This is a genomic window from Anaerospora hongkongensis (assembly GCF_004339805.1).
Taxonomy (GTDB): Bacteria; Bacillota; Negativicutes; order Sporomusales; family DSM-15969; genus Anaerospora; species Anaerospora hongkongensis.
The window spans coordinates 295,448-320,120 of record NZ_SLUI01000004.1; the positions used below are offsets into that span (position 1 = coordinate 295,448).

The window sequence follows — 24,673 nt, forward strand, 5'->3', positions numbered from 1 at the left end:
TATTTGTGAATAAAACTGAACTGGTGACCAGTGTTGCTGAAAAAGCCGATATGACTAAGAAAGACGCTGAAAAAGCGGTTAATGCCATTTTTGCCAGCATTGAGGATGCTTTGTCGAATGATGACAAAGTACAAATTATTGGCTTTGGTACCTTTGAAGTGAAAACACGTGAAGAAAGAAAAGGCCGTAACCCACAAACCGGCAACGAAATCACGATTCCCGCTTCTAAAAACCCTGTTTTTAAAGCCGGCAAAGGCTTCAAAGACGCAGTTAACAAATAATTTATATTAGGACAAGCTAAGCCTCAGGCCTAACGGCCTGAGGCTTTTAATCTGATTTGGAGCAGGAGAATCGCCATGATCAGTCTCAGCATACTATTCATTTGGAATATAGCTGCCTTTTGTCTGGTAGCTCTTGATAAAAAACGGGCCAGGAAAAAAGAACGGCGCATCCGCGAGAGAACGCTGTTCCTGTGGGCGCTTTGCCTGGGAGCAGCAGGAGTGCTGGCCGGTATGTATATGTTTCGTCATAAGACGAAACATTTGTCATTTGTTATCGGCATTCCAGTGCTGGGAATTCTTAATATTGCCTGTATATGGCTTGCGTGGAAGCTGGGGCAATAGTTGTAAGCAGGCTGACTGACACTTATTCAGCAGGCAGCGTCACAATAAAAGTAGTCCCTTTATCAATTTCACTTTTCACACTTACCAAACCGTTCATGCTGTTTACCAAATGCTTAACGATTGACAAGCCTAGACCGGTTCCGCCTGCCGCCCGTGCTCTGGTGCGGTCAACACGGTAAAAACGCTCAAAGATACGGGGTAAATCCTGATCAGGAATACCGGGGCCGCTGTCTTTGATGACAATGAGCACCTGTTTTCCCTCCAACCACCAGTTAACCGTAATTTGGCCACCCGGCGGGGTATACTTAATCGCATTATCCAAAAGATTGATACACACTTGGCGGAGGTAATCGGCATTGGCGATAGCAATGGCAGCGGTGTCAGGCGGATTGATTTGTAAAGTGTGCTGTTTTTCTTCTAATTGAGGGGTAAGGCGGCGGATCACTGACTCCAATACCTGCTTGATGTCAATCGGCTCTAATTGCAGCTGGCGGTCTTCACTCGACTCTAAGCGTGCTAACTGCAATAGATCCTGTACCAGCCGATGCATGCGGTCGGCTTCGGTAAGAATAATGGTGACAAACTTTTCGCTTGTAACCGGGTCCTGGAGGGCACCGCATAAGAGTGTTTCGGCAAAGCCCTTAATAGAGGTTAACGGTGTACCTAATTCATGAGAGGCATTAGCGACAAACTCTGCCTGTTTTTCGCGCAATTCCTGCAAGGCTGTAATATCATGAAATACTGCCAGTACTCCCGAGTTCTCACTATTTAAAGCAATAATCGGGGCCAGGAATACCTGAAAAATTCGCTTTTTCCCATACCGGCTGGTTTTTAGCGTAATCAAACGTGATTCACCGGCAGTTACCGCTTCTTTTGCTGCCGTATCCAGCAAACTGGAGCCGATAACTTGCAGGTTATGCTGACCTAGCATAACGGCAGTTAAGCCGAAAAAGTCATTAGCTTGCTTATTAGTCGTTGTTACCCGCCCATAACGGTCCATAAGAATAACGGCATTATCCATGTGGGACAGAATTAATTCAAATTTTGTTTTTTCTGTTAGGATTTCCTTGACCTTATCATCCAGATTCGCTGCTAAGGTATTGAGGGTATGTGCCAGGATTTCAACTTCATCCCCTGTTTTCAGATATACCCGCGCCGCCAGCTGTCCTTCACTCATTTGATGGGCTACGGTAGTAATTTCTTCAATAGGAGCGGTAAATTTACGGGCGAGGCGGAGGCTGACAAGCACGGCAATAGCCGATGTCAGGACAAATGCGGCGATCAGCACATTGCGCAAACGGTTAAAGGCTTCTTCAATCGGTGCTAGGGTAGTTGAGACACGCACGACGCCGGTAGCGACACCATCCTGTTTCATCGGAATCGCGATGTACAGCATATTTTTGCTTAAGGTGGCACTGTAGCGCATGGCTTGTCCGGTTGTGCCATATAACGCTGCGTGTACTTCCGGACGGTCAAAATGATTATCCATTAGTGCTGGGTTTTCCCAGGAGTCGGCTAAAACTGTGCCGCTGGTATTAATGATGGTAATCCGCAATTCAATCTGGGCGCTTACTGCTTTAATTTTACTGTCAATAGCTGCGGTGGTATTGGAGTTGCTTACCTGTGTTTCTACCAGCTCTTCGACTACCAGCGCCTGCTGAACAAGATGTGCCGTTAAGCTTTCTATGGTATACTGGTAGAAGTGCCATAAGACATAAGAACCGAAAGTGAGCAAGGTCAGTAAAATTAATACTAAGAATGAGGCAATCAGCCTTGTGCGTATACCTGAACTAAACATGGCAACCCCCTTTAATACCTCATATGCTCCTATCTTACAGCTATGGTACAAAAAAAGAAAGCTGAAAAACTTTAACAACTGATTAACAACTACTTAACAAATGCTCGTTTTGCTTTTGCTACAATGAAGATGAGCTGAAAATAAGGAGAGGGTGACGAGATGCTTTCATGCGTGAATCATGTATTGATTGTATCCGCTTCTATCGGTTCCGGCCATACACAGGCCGCAAATGCTGTAAAAGCCGAACTGGAACGGCAGCACCCGGATGTAAGAGTCGCCGTTGTAGATTTCCTGGAAGGGGATAATTTTTCCCTCAATACGTTTATTAAAGAAACGTATCTGAAAATGATTGATGTCTTTCCTGATATGTATGACTTGTTATACCGCTGGTCCCAGGCTTCGCAGAACGGAACCACAGTGCGCAATCTGATGTCCTGGGTATTAAAAAAGCGCATGCTGCGTTTGGTTGACCGGTATCGTCCGGATTTAATTGTATTTACCCATCCGTTTCCGTGCGGTGCGGCGTGTCACCTGAAGCGCAAGGATATGCTAACTATACCGCTGGCAGGTGTCATTACCGATTATGCCATCCATCGTCTCTGGCTTTATAATGAGGTGGATTCTTATTTCGTAGCGGTGCCGAATCTGAAAGAAAATCTTATTCAGCAAGGAATTGCAGCAGATAAGATTCATGTTACCGGCATTCCCATCAGCAGCAGCTTCGGAGAAGTAGGGACAGCTCCCAGGACGGTTAAAACAGACGGCGGACCCTCAACAGTCCTTATTATGGGCGGAGGCCAGGGACTGGGGGCAGTGGCGGAGGTTTTAACAGAGCTGGACAAAATCGAAGGACAGCATCGCTTTGTGGTTGTGGCAGGCCGCAATGCCGGATTGCGTAAAGATTTACAGCTGCTTAGCCGGTCACTGCTTCATCCGGTGCAGGTCATTGGTTATACGCGGCGGATACCGGAACTAATGGCTGATGCCGATCTGCTTGTTACAAAACCGGGTGCGCTTACCTGCAGTGAGGCTCTGGCTGCTGGTTTACCGATGGTGCTGGTAAATGCCATTCCCGGCCAGGAAGAAGAGAATGCCCGGTATTTAGAGCAAATCGGAGCAGCGGTCTGGGTAGAGGAGCAAACTCAACTGAATAGAACTGTTCAGCAGCTGCTGGCAAATCCTCCGCTTTTGCAAGCGATGCGGCAGCAGGCGCAGCGAATGGGACGTCCTGATGCGGCCCGGCAGATTGTCAGACAACTCATGGGAGGCAGAAAAACTACGGTAATTCGAAAAAGAAGGGGATAAGGCAATGAATATACTGATGTTTGTTGAATCCTTGCCTTTAGTTGCCGGTGCAAAACTGGTGCTGGCTACTACCAGCCCGCTGCAGAGCCTGCTGGACAGGCCTGGTATAACGCATGAATTCTGCAACCGCCAGGCGATCACTATTTTGCGTAATGACGGGTTTGAAAGAACTGCTGTATTTCTGGAAACCTATTTGCCTGAGCTCAATGCAGGCGTACTTTGGGCTGATCAGGGCTGGAAGAACGTGAACCATTATTACCAGCCGGTCAGCCGGAAGGGCTTATGGCGCTTCACAAACGCCTGGGAAGAGTTTCAAGAGTATTATGGCTTGATGATGGAGCATGCTCAAAAACGTAATGTAGGAAAAGCCTGTTTTTATCTGGGGGCGGCAGCGCACCTTCTACAGGATATGTGCGTTCCTCATCACGTTTGCGGTAAGGTTTTGGATGGTCACAAGCAATATGAAGCATGGGCGCAGGAACATCGTTTTCAATATGCTGTTGAAAGCAATGGTTGTTATGTAAGCGATGGTTCGTTGCAGGAATTGTTTCACGCTAATGCCCTGGTTGCAGTTGATTTGTTTGACTGGGTAAAAGCAGACAGCTCTGTGCAGGCTTATCACCGCGCTACCGAAATTACGCTTCCTTTGGCGCAGCGCTCTACCGCCGGACTACTTCAACACGCCGCAGTTTTGTTAGCTAAACTTTATCCACAGATAGTTGCTCAGCCGCTTACGATAAGTGCCTGAGCAATTTTTTATTGCGGATAAAGGAAAGACCACTTTGAAAAGTGGCCTTTCCTTTATCCGCATATTATCTTGGGTAGCAATTACGGGGACTGCAGCTGTGAGGGCTACAGTTTTGTTTGGGGCTACAGTTTTGTCTGGGGAAGCAGTTCTGCCTGGGGAAACAGTTCTGCCTGGGGAAGCAGTTCTGCCTGGGGAAGCAGTTCTGCCTGGGGAAGCAGTTCTGTTTGGGGAAGCAGTTCTGTCTGGGGAAGCAGTTCTGCCTGGGGAAGCAGTTCTGCCTGGGGAAACAGTTCTGCCTGGGGAAACAGTTCTGTTTGGGAGAGCAGTTATTAGGACTGCAGCCAACAGCTACTATTGGGCGGTCAAATTCGTCACGATTATCTTCATCCCAGTCTTCGAACTCAGGATAATCCTCTTCCCAGGGTCTGAAATAGTCCGACATAGATACACCTCCTGAAGGTACTTTACAACAAAGCGACTCCTCTTACATAATATTCAGCAGGATAAGACCTGGTGCATCGGTACGCCGGAGTCAAGCTGATTAAATCGTGCTGGATAGTGCACATAGCATGATAAACTGTGAGGAAGTTAACGAAAAGTTAACATGGCCTTAACAAATCGGAATGGGATAAGTCGTATAATTGCACTAGAAAGACAATCTGATCCTAAAGGTAAAAAACAGGAGGTTGGACTAATGAGTTTTTTCCGTAAATCCAGATTAATTACAACTGCAGTTGCCTTGATGGTAGGTGCAAGCCTGTTTGCCGGCTGTGGTGGTTCCGGTAAAGATGCTGAAGCACCAAAAGCCGCTGCTGAATTGCAAGGTACCGTTACTGCTTCCGGTTCTACTGCATTGCTTCCATTATTGAAACCGGCCCAGGAAGAATTCCAAAAGAAACATGCGAAAGTTACTGTTAACATTGCCGGCGGCGGATCGTTTACCGGTATGAACCAAGTTGCTTCGGGTGCTGTAAATATCGGAAATTCCGACGTAGATTTGCCTGCTGAGTATAAAGACAAAGGATTGGTTGATCATAAAGTAGCAGTTGCACCATTCGTATTCATTACGAATACCGACGTTACAGTTGACAATCTGACACAGCAGCAATATGTTGATGTCATGTCAGGCAAAATTACAAACTGGAAGGAAGTTGGCGGCAAGGATCAAAAAATCACGTTGATTCATCGCGCTAAATCTTCCGGTTCGCGCGCGACTATTGCTGATATCGTGATGAAGGATACTCCATTTACCGATAATGCAGTTATTCAGGATTCCAATGGTGCTTTGCGTGCCGCTATTGCCAGCACTCCCGGTGCTATCGGCTATGTAGATGCTCCTTATGCTGACAATACAGTTAAGAAGCTGGCCTACAACGGTGTACAGTATAATCCCCAGGCTTTAATTGATGGCAAATATCCTGTGTATGCTTATGAACACATGTATACCAAAGGCGAAGCCACCGGTGCTGTAAAAGCGTTCATTGACTACGTAATGAGCAAAGAGTTCCAGGAATCCTATGTAGAAAAGAATGGTTTCCTGCCCATTACCAAGGTGAAAAAATAATTGAATAACTAAAGAGCCGTGCTTCTGCACGGCTCTTTTTGCATAATAAAACTTAACTTAAATTTAACATGATATTAACAAAGCTCGTTTCCCAGCATCGTATAATAGACATGCAGGCATATCATACTGCCGGCGAGAGTAGGAGTGTGCAGCTATGTCAATGGGTACTGGTACGAGCAGTCATGCACTGCGAATTATGACAGACCGGTATATGCGATACCTGTTTATTGTCAGTGCGTTTCTGATGACGATTATTATTGCGTCAATCATTGTATTTGTCGGTCAGCAGGGATTGCAAACGTTCCGGGATGTTAGTGTAATCGAATTTTTTCTGAACAATAAATGGGACCCAATGGAAGGCCGGTATGGTGCATTCAGCTTTATTGCCGGAACAATTTTAACAACATTGCTGGCCATTGCCATTGGAGCTCCTTTGGGGCTTGCCTGTGCAGTGTTTATGGCAAAGATTGCCCCGCCCCGATTAAGAGAATTTATGAGGCCGGCAACGGATTTGTATGTAGCGATTCCCTCTGTTGTATACGGCTTTGTCGGGATGACAATACTCGTTCCGTTTATTCGTGTTCATTTTGGCGCAAGCAACGGATTTGGCCTAATGGCAGCAAGTGTTATTCTTGCTGTAATGATTCTACCAACGATTATCAGTATTTCCGAAGATGCGATACGAGCTGTGCCAAAGCCGTTGGAAGAGGCATCTTTGGCTTTAGGCGCTACCAGATGGCAAACGATCTGGCGCGTGCTGCTGCCAGCCGCTTTGCCGGGAATTTTGACGGCAGTTATTTTGGCGATGGCCCGGGCAGTTGGTGAAACAATGGCAGTGCAAATGGTTATCGGTAATACTCCTCAGCTTGCCACTTCCCTGTTTATGCCAACCGCAACCTTAACCAGTGAAATCGTCATTGAAATGGGTAATACTCCTTTTGGTTCGACGTGGGGGAATTCGCTGTTTTTAATGGCGCTAGTCCTGTTGCTCTTATCGATGGCCATGATTATGATTATCCGGCAAATTGCCGCACGAAGGAGTGCTTAACATGACGGAAGATGCGCTGTCTAAAGAGGTTCTGCAGCAGGGGAAAAGACTGGTGAAGCCTGTCCGAACCGACTTGATGCTTTATCAATTACGGGGAGTCCGGCTAAGTGACCGGATTGCCACACTGCTTATGTGGGCAGCGGGAATTCTCATACTCGGAATTCTGGTGACGTTCCTGTCCTATATGCTGATAAAAGGCTTGCCGGCTTTATCCTATCACTTTATAACCGGCATGCCTAGCGATATTAGAGCTGGCGGCGGTGTAGGCCCGCAGTTTTTCAATTCCTTTTACATTCTGGCCCTGTCGATGGCTTTTGCTATTCCACTTGCTCTTGGTGCAGGAATTTATCTTGCTGAATATGCGAGCAATAATCGGCTGACGGATTTAATACGCTTGAGTACAGAAAGTCTGGCTACTGTTCCGTCAATTGTGTTGGGGCTGTTTGGTATGATCATTTTTGTCAATACCCTTGGAATGGGGTTTAGTATTATTGGCGGTGCATTAACGCTGATGCTGCTCAATATTCCCGTATTAGTCCGGGTAACGGAAGAAGCGCTCCGTACCGTGCCAAATCAATACCGGGAAGCAAGCCTGGCGTTAGGTGCAACAAAATGGCAAACGATCTGGCGGGTAATTTTACCGAATGCACTGCCGGGTATTATCACTGGAATAACGTTAACTGCAGGCCGGGCTATGGGCGAAACAGCCATTCTGATTTTTACGGCAGGGACGACAGTTTCCCGTACCGTACCTGATTTTGATGTAACGGCTGCCGGTGAGACGCTTGCAGTTCATATGTGGTATGTTATGGCAGTAGGCCTTGTGCCTGACCGCCTGGATATAGCAAACGGCATAGGTGCCTTGTTGATTATTACTATTCTGATTTTCAACCTGATGTTTACAATACCGGCTAAAATATGGCAAAGAAAAATGACGGGCTCATCTCATTAACAGATGTCACTGATTCCTTACAGAGACTTGGCAGCATGCCAAGTCTCTTCTGATATATAAAATAAAGTTAATTGCTTAAATGTTAATATTATGTTAAGGAAATGTTAATTATTGCCGTATGATATTTCGCGAAAATAGTATATATGCTAGTATGAGGACATCATTAAGTGTGGGAGGCTGCTATGAACCTGCTAATGAGCTTATTACAAAAAATACGAACTGTTTCTGTTTCCAGTCTTTTGCCTCGGCGGCAAAAATGGACAAGTTTTTTCAATCGTTTTTCTGTTCAATCAGCTGCCAAGCGCAGCACGGACATTACGAAGCAATTAGCAAGCCTTAAGTCCGGTGCCGGTTTGGTATCTCTGGTCACACGGGCTACGGTTTTCATTATTATTACCTGTACGATACCATTGCTCATTTTTGGATGGTTCACCACACACCAGACTATGAATAATTTAACGGATTCAGCTATCGATAAAAACAGCAAGGTTGCCGAACGGGTAGCCAGTGATATCGGCTATTATATGATCAATAAGAAAAACTTTCTTACGGTGGCAAGCGGCAGTGAGGCGCTCAGGGTATTAAACAAAGAGACGGCACAGCAATATTTGCAGCAGGTGCGACCCTTTTATGGCGGCAGTGACGCCTTATTTGTGGCTGATACCACAGGCGGCCAGCTGGCGCGTACGGATGGAGCGGCACTTGTCAGCGTTGCGGACCGGGATTATTTTCAGCGGGCTTTGCAAGGCACCAGCTCTTTTTCCGATCCTGTGGTGAGTAAAGTCACTAATCAACTGACAATTATCGGCTCTGCACCCATTTATGCCGAAGGGAACCGTGTGGCAGGCGTGTTAGGTGCTAATATTTCGATTGCCAATATCCAAACCATGATCGAAAATATTTTATCACAAAATCCTGGGTACATATTAACCGTTATTGACGGGAATAGAATCCCGCTGTTTTATCAGGCTGACTCCTCGGCCGTAACAGAAAGAAAAAGCCTGAATGAAGAGTATTATGTGCAAGCGGTGGCCAACAAAAGCGGCAACAGCATAGGCAGCTTTCGGGGGCAGGATTATTTAGTATCCTACAGGCCGATACAAAATACCGACTGGGTAGTGGTAAGTGCGTACCCTAAGCAGCAAGCTTTGCAGGCGGCATATGATACGGTCGATTTAAGCGCTAAAGTTGCTATTGGTCTTATTCTGGGGTTCGTCGTCTGCGGTGTTGCTGTGACGCGTTTAGCGCTCAGGCCGCTTAAGGCGCTTGTGAAGCAGGTTGAACGTGTGGCAGAAGGCGATCTTACGTGCGATTTAACCGTTAAGGGTAAGGATGAAATCGCGCATGTGGCGCAGGCGTTTTGTACAATGACCGGAAATTTACGCGAAATTGTTCAGGCTGTGCAGCAGTCCTCCATGTCGATCGTGGAATCCTCCAACTATGTGGTGGCTGCCTCTGGCCAATCGAATATTGCCAGTCAGCAGGTTACGCAGTCAATTCAAAATATTGCTCAGAAAGTTACCAGTCAGAGCCAGGAGACGGGCAAGACCGAAACGCTGATTACGGAACTGGTAGCCATCAGTTCAACTGTTTCCGGGAATGCTGCACTTGTTGCGCAGGCCACTAATGCTTGTTCAACTACAGCAGTGCAGGGACAGCAGGTAGTCGAGCAAACGGTAGCCGCTATTCAAAGCTTAAAAGAGCTCGTAGAGCAGACATCGCAGACCGTTCAGGTATTAGGCTCGAGCGCGAGAGAAATAGGACAAATTACGGAAATTATTACCGCTATTACCCAGCAGACCAATCTCTTGGCATTAAATGCGGCAATAGAGGCAGCAAGAGCTGGTGATTCTGGACGGGGATTTGCAGTTGTTGCCAGCGAGGTCCGGCGCTTAGCAGAACAATCGGCAGGGGCTACTAAAAATATTGCGGCATTAGTTAAGAAAATACAGGTTGAGACTGATCAGGCAATTGAGGCAATAGGGGCCAGCTTTGTGCAGGTTGATAAAGGCGTAGCTATTGCAGGAACACTGGGAATCTCTTTTGCAGATATTATGCAGGCAATAGGGCATGCTCAATCCCAGACTACGATCATTACGACCGAAGCTGCCAAGCAAACGGATTTATGCCAAAGTGCCCTGGCAGCTGTAGCCAATATTCATGAAATGGCTGAAGCGAATACGCAAAATATCCAGGAGATTGCGGCGGTCAGTCAGGAACAGGCCGCCGCCTCGCAGGATATTACCCATTCGATTGATACGCTTAAGGCCCTGGCTCATAATTTGGAAGAACTGGTAACGCAATTTAAAGCCTAGCCCGCGGCCTGGCAACTATCACAGGGGGAATCGCGATGTTTTCCTTATGGGCAGAAATGACAAATGTATTTTTAGCAAATGATGCAGAACAGGGGGCAACAGAGCCGGCTAATCCCCTTCTACTGGAACTGCAGAATATTATTGAACATAAGCAGATTGAGGCTGTATTCCAGCCAATCGTCAGCCTTACCGACGGGTCGGTGCTCGGCTATGAAGCACTGAGCAGGGGACCGAAAACCTCTGCTCTGCACCGGCCGGACCGTTTATTTCAGGCTGCTGCCGAATTCAATCTGGTATGGGAGCTGGAGTACCTTTGCCGGACAAAAGCGTTAGAAAGAGCGCAGCAGGTTATTTCCCGCAATCTAATTTTTATTAATGTTGATCCGAAAATTTTTTATGACAGCCGCTTTCAGAAAGGCTATACGAAGGAATTAATTGCTCAGCTTAGTGCCGATGTAAGCAATGTAATTTTTGAGATTACGGAAAAAACCGCGATAGAGGATTATACAAATTTCCGGAAGGCTCTGGAAAACTATAAGAGTCAAGGGTATAAGATTGCGATCGACGATACGGGCTCCGGCTATTCCGGGCTGCGGTTGCTGGCCCAGTCTTATCCGCATTTTATTAAGGTCGATATGGAGTTAATCCGCGATATTGATAAAGATAATGTTAAGCAGGCCATGCTGAAGGCGCTGCATGATTTTTCGCTGGTGACCAATTCGCAGATTATTGCCGAAGGCATTGAAACAGTAAATGAGCTGACGACTCTTATCAGTTTAGGAATTCCTTATGGGCAAGGCTTTTTTCTCGGTGAGCCGTCGCCGGACTTTACAACAGTTTCGACGGAAGTTCAGCAGCACGTAAAAGCGAAATATGAACAGCGCAAGCGGCAGCATTTTCAAACCACCTTAAACATACCGATTGGTGAGCTGGCCCGTGATGATAAGCCTTTTGCCCCCACTATCCATGGTGGCAGGCTGCTGGAGTATTTCAATAACCAGCCAAGCTTACTGGCTGTACCGATTGTGCAAGAAGGCCGACCGGTGGGGCTGATGATGAAGAGCAAGTTTCTGGGACGGCTGGCAACTCAATATGGAGTTGCAGTTTACATGAACCGGCCTATCTCGTTATTAATGGATAAGCATCCCTTGATTGTTGATTACCATACTTCTCTGGAACAAGTTGCCAAATCAGCAGTTGCTCGAGAAGACGATAGTATTTATGATTACATCATTATTACCAAAGACAACCGCTATTATGGAATGACAACAGTTAAGCATTTGCTGGAAGCGACAACGCAAATTGAAATAACAAGAGCCAAGCATGCCAATCCGCTGACCGGACTGCCGGGAAATGTCATTATCGAGCGGGAACTGGAACGGATCGTCCAGTCTGATCAGCCTTTTGCCGTATTGTATTTTGATCTGGATAATTTTAAAGCATATAACGATGCTTACGGCTTTGAGAACGGCGACCGGGTTTTGGCTATGACTGCGCAAGTTATCCAAAACACTCTTTACGAATTAGGCTATGAAGAATCTTTTTTGGGACATATTGGCGGTGATGATTTTGTGGGGATCGTCTGTACAGACAATGTTGCCGTACTTTGTCAGGAGCTTATCAGCCGCTTTGACTGCCGGATACGGAATTTCTATAATGATGCAGACCGTACCCAAGGTTATATTATCTCGCGCAACCGTCATGGGACGGAAGAAACCTTTCCGCTTATTTCCATATCAATTGCCGTCGTAACCAGCAGCAGCGGCTGCTGTCGTAATACGGGCGATATTGCCGAGGCTGCTGCCCTATTGAAGAAAAAATGCAAATTAGTCTGGCACAGTTCTTTCCTGATTGATCATCCTGCATGATTTTTTTTGCCTCCTGCCATACTAAAGACAAAGGAGGCTTGGTTATACATGAACAGACCTTATTGCAAATGGATCCTTCCTGTATTAATAGTGGCATTTTTAGTTGTATTGTCGGGCTGCAGCCCACAGAAAAAACCTACTCCGGCCCAACCCTCACCAGCTCCGCAGTCACAGAACGTTCAGGGCAGTGAACCGGAAATCACGGTTTTCATGCATGAAACAAATGAGAAAAAGACGATGAAGATGGAAGAGTATATTGCCGGTGTGGTAGCCGGTGAGATGAAGAGCGACTGGCCTGTAGAAGCGTTGGCTGCCCAAGCGATCATTGCCCGCACGTTTACGCTCGAAGCGATGGAAAGCAAAGGCGGCGTACCGGAGCGGGGTACCCAGGCATCGACGGATATTAAAGAGTTTCAAGCCTATAATGCCAAAGATGTGAATGATAATGTAAGAAAAGCGGTTGAAATGACACGGGGGCAAGTGATTGTGTACCAGGGGAAATTAGCTAAGACCTGGTTCCATGCTTCCGCCGGCGGTATGACGGCTTCTGCCAAGGAAGGCCTTCACTATAAAGAAGCGGAACCGCCCTATATCAAGCCTGTTCAGTCTCCCGACGAGCTTGCTCCAAAGGATGTTCAGAACTGGACCGTGAGCTTCCCTATGGATAAAGTTATGGCTGCTGTAGAAAAGGCCGGACAAAAAGTAGACAAGATTGAAAAGTTCGCTATACAGGAAAAAGGACAATCCCAGCGGGCAACGATTTTTGTCGTCAACGGCAATGTACAAGTTCCTGCACCCGAATTCCGGGTGGCAATCGGCAGTACGGAGCTAAAGTCCACGTTACTTGATAAAGTGGCTGTGGAAGGCAATAAAGTAACTTTTACGGGTAAAGGCTATGGGCACGGTGTTGGCATGTCGCAGTGGGGAGCCAATAAGATGGCGAAGGACGGCAAGAAGCCGGAAGAAATTATTGGCTACTATTACCCCGGTGTTACTATTGAAAAGCGCTGGAATTAGATAAAAAACAAGAGCCGGAATGCGGCTCTTGTTTTTTTATCTACTATTTCATTTCCTTGTAATGGAAAGGATGTATAAAATAGGGCTGTTTACAAAAAAATAACATAATGGAGGAAGGCAAGCGAGAAAACGTAGCAGTGGAGCGAGGGTGCAAAATGGCGAACGGGAAAAGACAACGGGTACACAAACTTTCTGCTGTTTTTGCTCCAGCTGCAACAGCAACAACCAGTGAGAATCTGCGAGTTTTGCGCAGGCTGATTAATGGCGGTGCGGAAGTAGGGGAAGCCTTGAGCGCGCTTGCCAGCCATTTGCGACAAGTGGCAGCTCCTCAAAATGAACCTTTTATGTTTATGCCAGACCTATCGCAAAACAAGCGGCTGCTGGAAGTAGTCTTTCGCGATTGCAGCGACGTAAAATATCGTGATTTTATGCTTGGGGAGCAAAACGCTTTACTGGTATATGTCGATGGCATGGCTGGCAATGAGCGGCTGGATGAGTTCGTACTGGCCCCGCTGCTCAAGTTTCCCCAAACCGACAGCATTACCAGCTTACAGGTCTTGCATGGACTTTTGCCGGTTGTTTCATTAAAAAACAGTACAAGTGCCGCAGGAATCATTACTGATGTGATGAGTGGATTTGCGGCCTTGTTCATTGACGGCATTGCAGACTGTCTGTTAATTGAAGCACGGCAGTACCGCAAGCGTCCCATCAATATAACCCAAAACGAAACGGTTATTCTTGGTTCCCACGAGGCCTTTAATGAGGATTTATCTGATAGCATTGCGCTTATCCGCCGCCGCTGCCGTGATAATAACATTAAAGTCCGCATGCTGCAAATCGGTGAAAGAAGCAAAACGGCTGTGGCGCTTATTTATGCTGCTAATTTGGTAAAGCCGGGCTTGTTGGAAGAGGTGGAACAGCGACTCAAGCGGATCAAAATCGATCGGATAACATCTACCTCTAATGTGGAAGAACAGATCATTGATCATCCCTGGTCACCTTTCCCGCAGACGCAATCAACAGAGCGGCCTGACAAAGTAGTGGCTTCCCTCTATGAAGGGCGAGTTGCCATTTTCCTGGATAATATTAGTGACGCGCTGCTGGTGCCGACTACCTATGCGCAGATCCTGCAGGCAGCAGAAGATTATTCGACACCGGCACTTGTAACAAGCTTAACCAGGGTTACCCGCTTTTTTTCCACTGCTGTTGCCATTTTTCTGCCGGCCTTTTATATTGCGCTGGTATCTTACCATCCGGGCATGATTCCCACTGCCTTAGCCATTTCATTAGCGGAACAGCGGCTGCGCTCCCCCTTTCCCGCCTTTATGGAGGCCTTATTTATGGAGGTTTTAATTGAGCTGTTCCAGGAGGCTGTTATCCGGCTGCCGCAGAAAATTTCCGGCGCCGCCGGGGTGGTCGGCGCTTTGGTTATCGGCACAACCGTTGTTGAGGCAGGACTGGTAAATGCGCTTTTGGTGGTCATCACATCCCTTACTGCAATTGCTTCTTTTACGATGCCCACATACAGCTTCAGCACTTCCCTGCGCGTTCTGCGCGTCCCCACTATTATTATGGCTTCTGTGCTAGGGTTGTATGGGATCGCCCTCAGTTTAATGGTTATCGTCACGCATTTGTGTTCGTTGCGCAGTTTTGGTGAGTCTTACGGAGGAAACTTGTTTAATATTACGTTGCTGCGGGACTGGAAAGACACGTTCTTCCGGTTTCCCAATACCTTACTGAGGAATAGGCCGAAGCAAATGGGCAGTCAGGATGAGAATCGGATGGGAAAGAAGGACAGCTAATATGGGAAATCTGGAAAAACGCACAGCCATGACACCCACGCAGTTTGCCTTTATGTTTGCCGTAATCGGTACCGGCACGGCTGTACTTGTTATGCCGGCGACACTGGTGCCGGTTGCCGCTCAGCATACCTGGGTAAGTGTACTGCTTGGTGCCGGTTTGTACTTTCTGGTCAGCATAATCATGATTAAGCTCGGAGATTGTTTTCCTGGTGAGTCAATTATTGAGTATCTACCCCGTGTCTGTGGTTCAGTATTAGCAGTGGCAACATTTGTACTCTTTACGGCGGTACTGCTTGTTCAAAGCTCGGTAAGAGTCCAATCGTTTGGCCGGGAAATTGTCTTTTTTATGTTTGACCGGACCCCAATTGAGATCGTGATCCTGCCTTTTTTAATCGTATGCGCTTACGGTGCGGTACAGGATTTGGGCACAATTGTCCGCCTCTCGCAAGCCCTGCTCTTTATCAGCGCTTTTCCCTTGCTGGGCTTACTATTGCTCAGTTTAATCAATGTTCAGGCCATTAATTTTTATCCGCTTTGGCCAATTAATGGGATGGGAATACTGAAGGGGGCCATTTTCAGCTGGCCTTATTATTGGGGGTACGAGGTCCTGCTTATGCTGCTGCCGGCTATTGACCGGCAGCAAACCAGTCTGTTAACTGCTGTAGCCGGCAGCTTTGTCTTTAAGATCGTGCTAATGCTGCTGGCCTTTATTTCTACTGTAGGCAGCATGACGGTAGCGGGAGTAAACAATATTATTTACCCCACATTACTTGCAGTACGGGGGATTAATCTTCCCGGAACTTTTATCGAACGCCTTGATAATTATCTCTTATTAAGCTGGATTCCCTTTGGCTATATCACAATTGTGATCTGGCTGTACATGGCAAGCCTTATCTGGAGTCAATATTTTGGGTTTCGTGACCATCGTCCTTTTACTATCGCTTTCAGTCTGGTTATTTTTATTGCCAGTATGGCGCTGCATGACTACAGCCGCTACTTAAATATGGTCTTAGTAAGCCGCACACTGGGGTTTGGTTTCTCTGTGATCATTATACCAATTGTCTATGTGGTCGTGAAGTGGCGGAGAGGCAGGTGTAGCGATGGGTAAGTCCAAAAGGCGCCTTGCCGTTGTTTACCTCCTGCTGGTAATCACTAGTACCCTTTTTCTGACAGGCTGCTGGGACCGTCATGAAATTCAGGACCGCAGCTTTGTTTTAGCCGTTGCCATTGATCTCGCTGACCAGGGTGACGAGCACAGCACGCCTTTGGAAACCTTTGCCGAGGGAAGCGGTCAGAAACCTTTGCGCTTAAGCCTGCAGGTACTCTCTCTCTCCCCTCAGAAAAGAGGCGAAAACAGTCCCAGTAAAACCTATGTTATTTCCAATACAGGCCGTTCTATCCACGAAATGCTGCGCGATGCAAATGGTCAGAACAGTAAACCGCTTTGGTTTGAACATATTCAAAGCATTATCATCAGTGAGGCCGCCGTCCGTAAGTTCGGCCTTACGCCGCTGATTGATCTTTTCCGTCGTGATGCGGAAGTACGGTGGCGGACGAAAATATATATTACTCCGCAAGATGCCAGACCATTTCTTGACTTTGTACCCCCCACCGGTGAAGCAGGCGGTATATTTATCGGTAATATCAGCCGCTCTATAAAAAATCTTCATATCGCGGGATCGAATACTGATTTGGGCGCCACTTCAGTCCGTCTGGACAATAAAGTGGATGTTGTGCTTCCAGCCATTCTAATGAGCGATAAGCAGGTCAAGGTTAAAGGCATGGCAGTATTTAAAAAGGATAAATTTGTTGAATACTGGGATGAATATACGATCAAGGGAGCAAAGTTTTTATTAGGGATAGAGAAGGCGGCATTAATTGCTTTTTCCTGCCCGATTCACCCGGAGGAAACGGTTGTTTTTGAGATGTTTCAGCAGGAAACGACTGTAACCCCGCAGATTGATGGAGAGCAAATCAGCTTTAAAATTGATATTGCTATGCGGGGCAATATTGGAGAAATCAGCTGCAGCAGCGACCATGATGCGACCGATAAAGCCTTTATGGATAAAGCGGAAGCTTTGTTTGCCCAGGAGGTACAGCACAATATTGAATATGCCCTGAAAGTCATGCAAAAATCAGGGGTGGATGATGCCGGTTTTGCACGGCGTTTAAAGGCTTATGAACCGAAAACCTGGGATAAGGTAAAAGACCGGTGGGATGAAGTTTTTCCAACAATCCCGCTGATCATAAACGTGAAAATATCAATACAAAATACCGGTGAACATAAATAATTATTTCAAAATCTGACGCAATACAATACAGATAACCAGAAGCAGCATGCAGGCGTAGCTGATGCGCCGGGAAAAAATTGCATCGCTCAGACGATTGTTATGCTTAGCCAGCAGATTAGCCAAATGCCATGAACAAATGGCGGCAATTACAAAAGCAACCAGTAATTCCGTCTGAATCATATGCAAGATAATAAACTTGGCTGTCTGCCAGGTTTGGTTCAGATCAACGTGAACATTCATAGCATCACCCAACTTTATCATGACCGAAAAAGAGCGGACTTATTACCGTTCTTTTTTTCTATTGTGTACTAAGGTGAAGAAAGCCGACATATAGTAAATTGAGTAAGTATATAGGAGGGATTTTTATGCCCATCGACGATAAAAGTCCTAAATGGCGCCATCAGTTTACCTTGATAGATCGTGAGGAAATGACTGTGGAAGGCGTTATTTCTCTGGGAAGTGCTGATGAAAAAGAAGTGGTGATGGATACCGAACGGGGACCACTGGTCATTAAAGGGGAAGGTCTTAATATTCAACAGCTGAATCTGGATAAAGGTAATATTGTCGTGGAAGGCTTGATTAAGGCAATCGTATATGATGATGAACCGAAGCAGAAAAAAGGGCTGCTAAACAGGCTGCTGAAATAAGGCCGAACTGTGAGAAGGATAGGAAAAAGCCGCCTGCTGGTTATTTGGTATGCTTTGCTGGTGCTGTTGGTGATTGACGCAGCTGTTATTACCATTGCCCGTTACCTGGCGGAGGGCTATCGTCAGGCTGTATTCGATGAGTTTAACTCCAGTGCGGGTAAGTGGCAGGAAGTGAAGAAGGTTCCGTATGCAGATTTTATCAACCATTATGGTAAGGTTTATCAGCTTAATCCGGAGGTTACAGCTGCGGTAATCCAGGCTGAAAGCTCCTTTCAGCCCCGGGCAGTTTCCCGGGCAGGCGCCAATGGTTTAATGCAGATCATTCCCGATACCTGGAAACAGGTGAATAAGCGGGTGAATATTTGTAAGGGACGGCATGCCGGGGAATGCACCACGGAGTGCTACTTTAATCCGGAATTAAATATTGGCATCGGTACGGCATATTTAAGCGAGCTGGTGCAGCGCTTTAACGGAAATATGATCTTAGCGTTAGCAGCATATAATGCCGGTCCTGGTGCGGTTGAACGGTATGGGGGGGTGCCTCCGTATCAGGAAACGCAGGAATATGTGGAACGAATAGTGGGCTATTGGTATCAGAGTCAGAATAAGCTGGTTCCCGTATACGCAGTTCCGGCGAAAAAGTGGGAATTTGTGCATCAGGCAGCCTGGTGGGCTTTTGTAAGCATTGTCATTTGTCTGGCATTACTGGTGAGACAAATGAATAAACGACATCGCTCCTGGCGATGGAGGTGAAAGGATGGAGTTGTACGGACAGATACAAATATTCTTGGGGACCTTGCTAACAGGGGCGTTATTGGGCATTATTTTTGATTTTTACCGCGTTCTCAGAGGCGTTTTCCGACCGCGTTTTATAGCGACGACCATGGCTGATTTGGTCTACTGGATTGTTGCCACTGCTACTGTCCTTGTATCGCTTTTGCTGTACAACTGGCTGGAACTTCGCTTATATGTCTTTCTTGGTTTGCTGGGGGGCGCTGCCGGCTATTACCGGTTGTTCAGCCGCTATGCCATTTATCTCATGATCCGCATGATGCGGTTTGTGGGCTGGCTTCTCCGCTGGGGAAAAAAAGCCTTTGTATGTATTGTTATTGTGCCATTGAGCTTTGTTCTGCGGATCCTAGCCTGGCCGCTTCATTCTACCCGGCGGCAGCTAGGACGGGTGTGGCGCAAAATAAGTGCTATGAAGCCGAAAGATCAGCCTCCTCCTGCATGAAGGGGAAGCGCCAATATATTTTATTTCCACAAAGAGGAATTATTCCACCATCGCAGAATACACTAACTAGCAATAAAGCCAATAATTTTTATGTAATCTTAATACGGTGGTGGAAGAAAAGTTGGTTAAACGCAAATACCGCTTAAATTGGTTCCGGCTGCTTTTGTTCGCTATCATTTTATACACGGGTTATGTTTGTGTTAATCAGCAATTACAATATGCTGCTATTAGCCGTGAAACGGAAGCGACAAAGACGCAGCTTGAACAATTGCAGCAAACGAATGAAGCTATGCTGCAGGAGAAGCAAAAGTTAACAACCCCGAACCATATTGAAAAGCTGGCCCGTGAAGAACTGGGGCTGGTTAAGCCAGGAGAAGTGCCGTACGTCCGCTAAAAATTTTGTTACAGGCAACATTCCTTGACACCTTTTCATTGTCAGGAGTATAATATGGTTGCAGAAACTAAAAGCGTTTTTTAAGGAGGAAATTTGAGCAGTATGTCCATTGAAGTTGGCAGTGTGGTAGAGGGAGTTGTGACTGGCATCACAAACTTCGGTGCATTCGTAGAACTCCCGGGAGGAAAGGTCGGTCTCGTTCATATTTCAGAGGTTGCTGATGTATATGTTCGTGACGTAAAGGACTTCCTGAAAGAACAAGATCGCGTCAAGGTGAAGGTCTTATCGGTTGATGAACGCGGAAAAATCGGGTTGTCTATCAAGCAACTGACCGCTCCAGTAAACCCCGGACCCAGAAAACCTCACACCAACGACAACCGGCGCCCCAATCGCTTCAATAGCTTGTCATTTGAGGATAAGCTAAGCAAGTTCCTTAAAGATAGTGATGAACGCCTGACAGACTTAAAGCGCAATACTGATTCAAAACGTGGCGGCCGTGGCGGCGCCAGACGTGCTGAATAATAGTAGCTACTACAGAGCATTCCTAATGGAGTGCTCTTTGTTATTCGGAGGCTTATATGAGTGTAAAAGCGGCAATTGATATTGGTACAAATTCTGTACGGCTGCTGGTTGCAGACTGTCAGGCAGGGCGGATTGTGCCGCTGGTGAAAGAACTTAGGACAACCCGGCTTGGTCAGGGAGTTCATCACTCGGGCCGCCTGCAGCCGGACGCTGTAGAGCGAACGCTTGCGGCAATCGATGCACTGGCAGCGATAGCTAAACAACGGCAGGCAGATGAAATAATTGCCGTTGCGACCAGTGCCGTCCGGGATGCGGTCAACGGTCCCGAGTTCATTCAGTTATGCCGGGCCAGGACCGGAGTAACTGTTCAGATTTTGTCCGGTATAGAAGAAGCCCGGCTTAGTTTTAATGGTGCTCTTCAGGGGCGGATTGCGGGCAGCCGGCAATTGGTTATTGATATTGGCGGCGGCAGTACGGAACTGGCTTTTGGCGGACAAAAAGAATTATTGTATGTTCACAGTCTGAATGTTGGTGCCGTACGGTTAAAAGATATTTTTCCGGCTGATGCCGATGGAGTGGTAACGAATATTCCAGAGATCCGGCGTTATGTCACTGCAGCAATTAAGGCGCTGCCCCCACTGGTGCTGCCCGATGCGATAACAGGTGTCGGCGGTACGATAACGTCACTGGCCGCCATTGCCCAGCAGCTGACTGCTTATGATAGTGAGAAGGTTCATGGTTATTATCTTGATACCGCATGTGTAAACCGACTATTAGCTGCTTTAGCGGCTTTGCCGCTTGCTGAGAGGAAAAAAACTGCCGGGCTTCAGCCCGAACGAGCCGATATCATTGTTTACGGTATCGCAATTTTAGCTGCCCTGCTCGATGAACTTGGCTCAAATGGGTTAACAGTAAGCGAGCGGGATATCCTGGAAGGAATATTGGAGCAGTTATCTGCGAAACAGATTATCTGATTTTCGACAAAAAAACAGCACACGAAAGCGCGCAACCGCCTGACAAAAACAATTGTCAGGCGGTTTTTACTGTTTTACAAGCTCTTTTTGTCGGTTTTTTTTATGACAGATCCGACTTGATTGGACAATATTTGATTACCAAAATATGTAAAATGGGAATACACATATGCGCTAGGGGTGGAAAATATGCCAAAAGTTTCAGTAGTGACACTGCCGGCAGAAGCGTTGCCTGCTTCGGAAAGTATACAGTCTATCCAACGCCCGGCTGTTAAGCGGTCCTTCAATATCAGGCCGCTGCTTTATCTCCTAAGAGACGGTATGATTACCTTGTTTGGCCGCGAAATGTTGTTAACGAACGGACTGTCTTTTTTACTGAGCCGGGTGTCGATAATGGGTGAGTTATCACCTTTTGGCTTGGCTTTTTTTGCTGCTGTAGCCCAAGTTTCAGGCAGAAAAGCGATACCTGCCGCTTTTTGGGCAATAGCCGGTGTATTATCAACCGGCAGGTACAGTGAGGCGTTATTATACAGTGTTGCCATTATGCTCTATTTTCGTTATCGTGAACGGCTTTCCCGCTTTCATAGTAAGGTAATGGCCGTGCCGTTGTTTTTGTTCGGAGTGGTGACCTTGAGCGGCACGGTGATCGCCCTCTGGCAGCAAGGTGCCTTGTATAATTTGCTGCTGGTTTTGTTTGACAGTACATTGTGTTTCGTTCTAGCCAGCCTTTTTCTTTATGGCACCCCGCTTTTGGCGAAAAGTACGGAACAAATAGAACTTTCCAGCGAAGCATATAGTTGTGTAATGGTAATATTAGCGGTGGCGATCGCAGGTATCGGAGATTTTGCTGTATGGGATTACAGTGTACGTAATATGGCCGGCAGCCTGCTGATCATTACATTAGCGTTAAGCGGCGGCGCCGGGATGGGGGCTTCTGCCGGGGTGGCCGTGGGACTTGTCATCGGCTTAAGTGACGGCAATGCGACGATGGCTATTGCTGTTTATGCACTTGCCGGCGTACTGGCAGGGGTTTTTCAACCGCTTGGCAAATATGCGGTGGCTGTTGGCTTTGTACTGGGAAATGCTATTGGGGTTATGTATCTGGGCCAGTCGCCCGAACTGCTCCGAGTCCTTGCTGAAACTGCTTTAGCCTCAGTAGCAGCAATGCTGCTGCCGACCCGCCGGTTATTCTTAGGGCAGGAAGCTGCTGCAGTAGCTGCAGAATCGCCTGTTTCGGCCGAACAGCTCATCGCACCGGCGTTAGATAAATTAAAGCATCTTTCTGATATGTTTTATGATTTGGCAAATGCTTTTGGTGAAATATCCACAGGCGCCAGGGAAAAAATGAAAGAGGATCAGGTTAATCATCTAATGGCTGCCGTAGGGAAGCAGGTTTGCGGTGAATGCCAGCGCAGAACCCAATGCTGGGAAAACGATTTTTATAAAACGTATCAGGCAATGCTGGACAGTTTTGCCTTAGCCGAAGCGGGCAGCTTAAATGTCCGCAGTTTGGCAAAAGTGCTGCAAGAATCGTGTTCAAATAAGGAGCATCTTGTTGAAATCATGGATTGGATGGCGGAGAAAAGCAGAAGCAATCTATACTGGCAAAAGAAGCTGACCGATACCAGGCAGATGGTAACGGAACAGTTAAAAGCAACCGGTCTTATTTTGCATAACCTAACTCATCAAATGAACAAGGAACCCCGCTCTGATACCGAACTTGCCAGGTCGGTTCAGAAGCGCTGCGCTCTGGTAGAATGTGATGTCAGTAATGTACAGGTAAGCGGCAGACGCGGGGCAACGACAGTAGAGCTAACGAAAAAGCCCTGCAATCATTCCCGGGAGTGTATCAATACGGTATTACCGCTTGTTGCCGATCTTGTTCAAGAGAAATTAACGCTGGAATCCCAGTGTGGAAATAGCGTAAAGAATAAGCCGTGCCGTTTAAGTATGCAGGCCATTCAAAGGTTTCGCATTGAAACAGGAATTGCTTATGCAGCTAAAGGCCAGGAACAGTGCGGGGATTCGTGCTCGGTAGCGCCGGTAAATAAAGAAAAGGTCGCCCTAATGCTGAGCGATGGTATGGGCAGCGGCGAGCAGGCCGCTAAAGAAAGTGCCATGACGATCAAATTTCTTGAACGGCTGCTGTCGGCCGGCTATGACGTAGATGTGGCAGTTAAGACAGTCAATTCCATGTTGATGCTGCGTACGCCGGATGAGACGTTTGCGACGGTGGATATGGCTATTATTGATACGTATTCGGGTGAAGCTGAATTTTTGAAAATAGGTTCAGCACCCAGCTTTATTAAACGCGTCAGGGAAGTAACCACTGTCCAGTCCGCTTCCCTGCCAATAGGTATTTTGCATCAAATCGAAATTGAGCCAGTAAGGGCCACTTTGGTAAACGGCGACATCATTGTCATGGTGAGTGACGGCATTGCCGATGCGTTTTCCCGGGGGCTTGAAAAGGAAAACTGGGTGGCAAATTTCCTTAGGAGGACAAACAGTACAAACCCGCAGGATATAGCGGATAAGCTCCTAAGTCAGGCTCACGAGCTGGCAGGAACAAATCGGCGGGATGATATGACGGTATTGGTAGCCCGGCTTGTTGGCAAGCCGCCTCTGGTACAGTACACGTAAGAAAGGTCCGGCAGACTTGCCGGACCTTTCTTATGCCTGGATAAAGATTAAAAAAAATGGATAAGGATACAATAAGGGGAAAAGCAAGGCCCTAGCAGGAGAATGACCGCTGGCAGGAGAATACAAATCGGTCAACGATTAAGCCAGTTTTAGGAGGCGTTCGCCGATGAGCCCTAGTTCACCGGAAGAAATAGTTGATCTTGTTATACTTGCAGGAGAAACCATGCTGAAAAACGGGGCAGAGACTTCGCGAGTGGAACAAACAATGGATCACATAGCCCGTGCCTGCGGCGCCCGTTATGCAGAAAGTTTTGTTATTCCTACAGGAGTATTTGTCACTGTAACGGATAAGAATGGACGTTCTTTAACAACAATGCGGCGCGTGCGGGACAGGACAATCAATCTGGACCGCATAGCAAAAATCAATGAGTTATCAAGACGATTAGCAGACAGCCGGATGAACTACCAGGATGCTTATGCCATATTAAAGCGCATTGCCAAAGAAAGAACGGGGTTTTCTTTATTGCCGTCCATGCTCGCCTCAGGGACGGTAGGCGCAGGCTTTGCCGTACTGCAAAACGGCAGTCTGCCGGAACTGCTGCTGGCCTTTTTTGCAGCAGCAGTTGTACGCTATATTGCCCATGTCGTTTCCCGGCTGCATGGTGTCAGGTTTACCTATGAATTTCTTGGCTCCATAACGGCAGGCCTCATTGGGGTAGCCGCTTGCTACATATGGCCTCATTTGAGCCGAGATATTATTATTGTTGGCGGTATTTTACCGCTGGTGCCGGGAGTGGCGATAACAAATGCCATTAGCGACACAATCGCCGGCGATTTATTGAGTGGTATTTCACGCGGGCTGGAGGCAGCACTGACATCAGTAGCCGTAGCTATGGGTGTGGTGATTGTACTGGCACTGCAACTTTGGTGAGGT

At 47.1% G+C, this 24,673-nt stretch carries 24 protein-coding genes; 22 read left to right on the plus strand and 2 right to left on the minus strand.

Annotation, left to right across the window (positions count from 1 at the left end):
- The first annotated feature begins 5 nt into the window (after positions 1-5).
- Complete coding sequence (locus EV210_RS07910; protein WP_165898831.1) at positions 6-281, plus strand: HU family DNA-binding protein; 276 nt, start codon at positions 6-8, stop codon at positions 279-281.
- A gap of 75 nt (positions 282-356) precedes the next feature.
- On the plus strand, positions 357-623 hold the full coding sequence (locus tag EV210_RS07915; RefSeq protein ID WP_132078153.1) for a DUF1294 domain-containing protein: 267 nt from the start codon (positions 357-359) through the stop codon (positions 621-623).
- Positions 624-645: 22 nt separating this feature from the next.
- Here the strand turns inward: EV210_RS07915 and pnpS are convergent, their stop codons facing one another.
- Positions 646-2,421 (minus strand): two-component system histidine kinase PnpS, encoded by a 1,776-nt coding sequence (gene pnpS / locus EV210_RS07920; protein ID WP_132078156.1) that lies wholly within the window; start codon positions 2,419-2,421, stop codon positions 646-648.
- A 159-nt stretch (positions 2,422-2,580) separates the two neighbouring features.
- Between pnpS and EV210_RS07925 the strand changes: the two genes are divergently transcribed.
- From EV210_RS07925 to EV210_RS07980, 12 genes are all read left to right on the plus strand, one after another.
- Positions 2,581-3,726, plus strand: coding sequence for an MGDG synthase family glycosyltransferase (locus EV210_RS07925; protein ID WP_132078158.1), 1,146 nt, complete (start codon positions 2,581-2,583; stop codon positions 3,724-3,726).
- Positions 3,727-3,730: 4 nt separating this feature from the next.
- A complete protein-coding gene (locus EV210_RS07930; protein WP_132078161.1) occupies positions 3,731-4,474 on the plus strand; it encodes a zinc dependent phospholipase C family protein in 744 nt (247 codons plus the stop codon).
- Between the two features lie 116 nt (positions 4,475-4,590).
- Entirely contained in the window at positions 4,591-4,884 is a 294-nt protein-coding gene (locus EV210_RS22575; protein ID WP_165898832.1) for a hypothetical protein, read from the plus strand.
- A 284-nt stretch (positions 4,885-5,168) separates the two neighbouring features.
- A complete protein-coding gene (locus EV210_RS07940) occupies positions 5,169-6,038 on the plus strand; it encodes a phosphate ABC transporter substrate-binding protein (protein WP_132078167.1) in 870 nt (289 codons plus the stop codon).
- Positions 6,039-6,198: 160 nt separating this feature from the next.
- A complete protein-coding gene (gene pstC / locus EV210_RS07945; protein ID WP_132078314.1) occupies positions 6,199-7,086 on the plus strand; it encodes a phosphate ABC transporter permease subunit PstC in 888 nt (295 codons plus the stop codon).
- A gap of 76 nt (positions 7,087-7,162) precedes the next feature.
- The gene (pstA, locus tag EV210_RS07950) at positions 7,163-8,038 is read left to right on the plus strand and encodes a phosphate ABC transporter permease PstA (RefSeq protein WP_132078317.1); all 876 of its coding nucleotides are present in this window, start codon (positions 7,163-7,165) and stop codon (positions 8,036-8,038) included.
- Between the two features lie 182 nt (positions 8,039-8,220).
- On the plus strand, positions 8,221-10,353 hold the full coding sequence (locus tag EV210_RS07955; protein ID WP_132078170.1) for a methyl-accepting chemotaxis protein: 2,133 nt from the start codon (positions 8,221-8,223) through the stop codon (positions 10,351-10,353).
- Positions 10,354-10,388: 35 nt separating this feature from the next.
- Positions 10,389-12,221, plus strand: a complete 1,833-nt coding sequence (locus EV210_RS07960) for a GGDEF domain-containing protein (protein WP_243650471.1) — start codon at positions 10,389-10,391, stop codon at positions 12,219-12,221.
- A gap of 48 nt (positions 12,222-12,269) precedes the next feature.
- On the plus strand, positions 12,270-13,238 hold the full coding sequence (locus EV210_RS07965) for a SpoIID/LytB domain-containing protein (protein ID WP_132078173.1): 969 nt from the start codon (positions 12,270-12,272) through the stop codon (positions 13,236-13,238).
- Positions 13,239-13,393: 155 nt separating this feature from the next.
- Positions 13,394-15,040 carry a spore germination protein gene (locus EV210_RS07970; protein WP_132078176.1) on the plus strand — a complete coding sequence of 549 codons (1,647 nt, stop codon included), beginning with the start codon at positions 13,394-13,396 and terminating at the stop codon, positions 15,038-15,040.
- A gap of 1 nt (position 15,041) precedes the next feature.
- A complete protein-coding gene (locus EV210_RS07975) occupies positions 15,042-16,148 on the plus strand; it encodes a GerAB/ArcD/ProY family transporter (RefSeq protein WP_165898833.1) in 1,107 nt (368 codons plus the stop codon).
- A complete protein-coding gene (locus tag EV210_RS07980) occupies positions 16,141-17,331 on the plus strand; it encodes a Ger(x)C family spore germination protein (protein ID WP_132078182.1) in 1,191 nt (396 codons plus the stop codon). The genes EV210_RS07975 and EV210_RS07980 overlap by 8 nt, the downstream gene beginning before the upstream one ends.
- Here EV210_RS07980 and EV210_RS07985 read toward each other — a convergent pair whose 3' ends face one another.
- The gene (locus tag EV210_RS07985; protein WP_132078185.1) at positions 17,332-17,571 is read right to left on the minus strand and encodes a hypothetical protein; all 240 of its coding nucleotides are present in this window, start codon (positions 17,569-17,571) and stop codon (positions 17,332-17,334) included.
- Between the two features lie 125 nt (positions 17,572-17,696).
- On the opposite strand from EV210_RS07985, the gene EV210_RS07990 reads away from it, so the two are divergent.
- The 8 genes from EV210_RS07990 to EV210_RS08025 all read left to right on the plus strand — a co-directional run bounded on the left by EV210_RS07990 (position 17,697) and on the right by EV210_RS08025 (position 24,670).
- Entirely contained in the window at positions 17,697-17,978 is a 282-nt protein-coding gene (locus tag EV210_RS07990) for a YabP/YqfC family sporulation protein (protein ID WP_132078188.1), read from the plus strand.
- 9 nt (positions 17,979-17,987) lie between these two features.
- On the plus strand, positions 17,988-18,731 hold the full coding sequence (locus EV210_RS07995) for a lytic transglycosylase domain-containing protein (protein ID WP_132078191.1): 744 nt from the start codon (positions 17,988-17,990) through the stop codon (positions 18,729-18,731).
- A gap of 4 nt (positions 18,732-18,735) precedes the next feature.
- On the plus strand, positions 18,736-19,212 hold the full coding sequence (gene yabQ, locus EV210_RS08000; protein WP_132078194.1) for a spore cortex biosynthesis protein YabQ: 477 nt from the start codon (positions 18,736-18,738) through the stop codon (positions 19,210-19,212).
- A gap of 121 nt (positions 19,213-19,333) precedes the next feature.
- Positions 19,334-19,606 carry a cell division protein FtsL gene (gene ftsL / locus EV210_RS08005; protein WP_243650472.1) on the plus strand — a complete coding sequence of 91 codons (273 nt, stop codon included), beginning with the start codon at positions 19,334-19,336 and terminating at the stop codon, positions 19,604-19,606.
- A gap of 102 nt (positions 19,607-19,708) precedes the next feature.
- Entirely contained in the window at positions 19,709-20,128 is a 420-nt protein-coding gene (locus EV210_RS08010; protein ID WP_132078200.1) for a S1 domain-containing RNA-binding protein, read from the plus strand.
- 56 nt (positions 20,129-20,184) lie between these two features.
- Positions 20,185-21,102, plus strand: coding sequence for a Ppx/GppA phosphatase family protein (locus tag EV210_RS08015; RefSeq protein ID WP_132078203.1), 918 nt, complete (start codon positions 20,185-20,187; stop codon positions 21,100-21,102).
- A gap of 186 nt (positions 21,103-21,288) precedes the next feature.
- Positions 21,289-23,739: a stage II sporulation protein E gene (gene spoIIE / locus EV210_RS08020; protein ID WP_132078206.1), complete on the plus strand. Its 2,451-nt coding sequence runs from the start codon at positions 21,289-21,291 to the stop codon at positions 23,737-23,739.
- A gap of 166 nt (positions 23,740-23,905) precedes the next feature.
- Complete coding sequence (locus EV210_RS08025; protein WP_132078209.1) at positions 23,906-24,670, plus strand: threonine/serine exporter family protein; 765 nt, start codon at positions 23,906-23,908, stop codon at positions 24,668-24,670.
- The last annotated feature ends 3 nt before the right edge of the window (positions 24,671-24,673 follow it).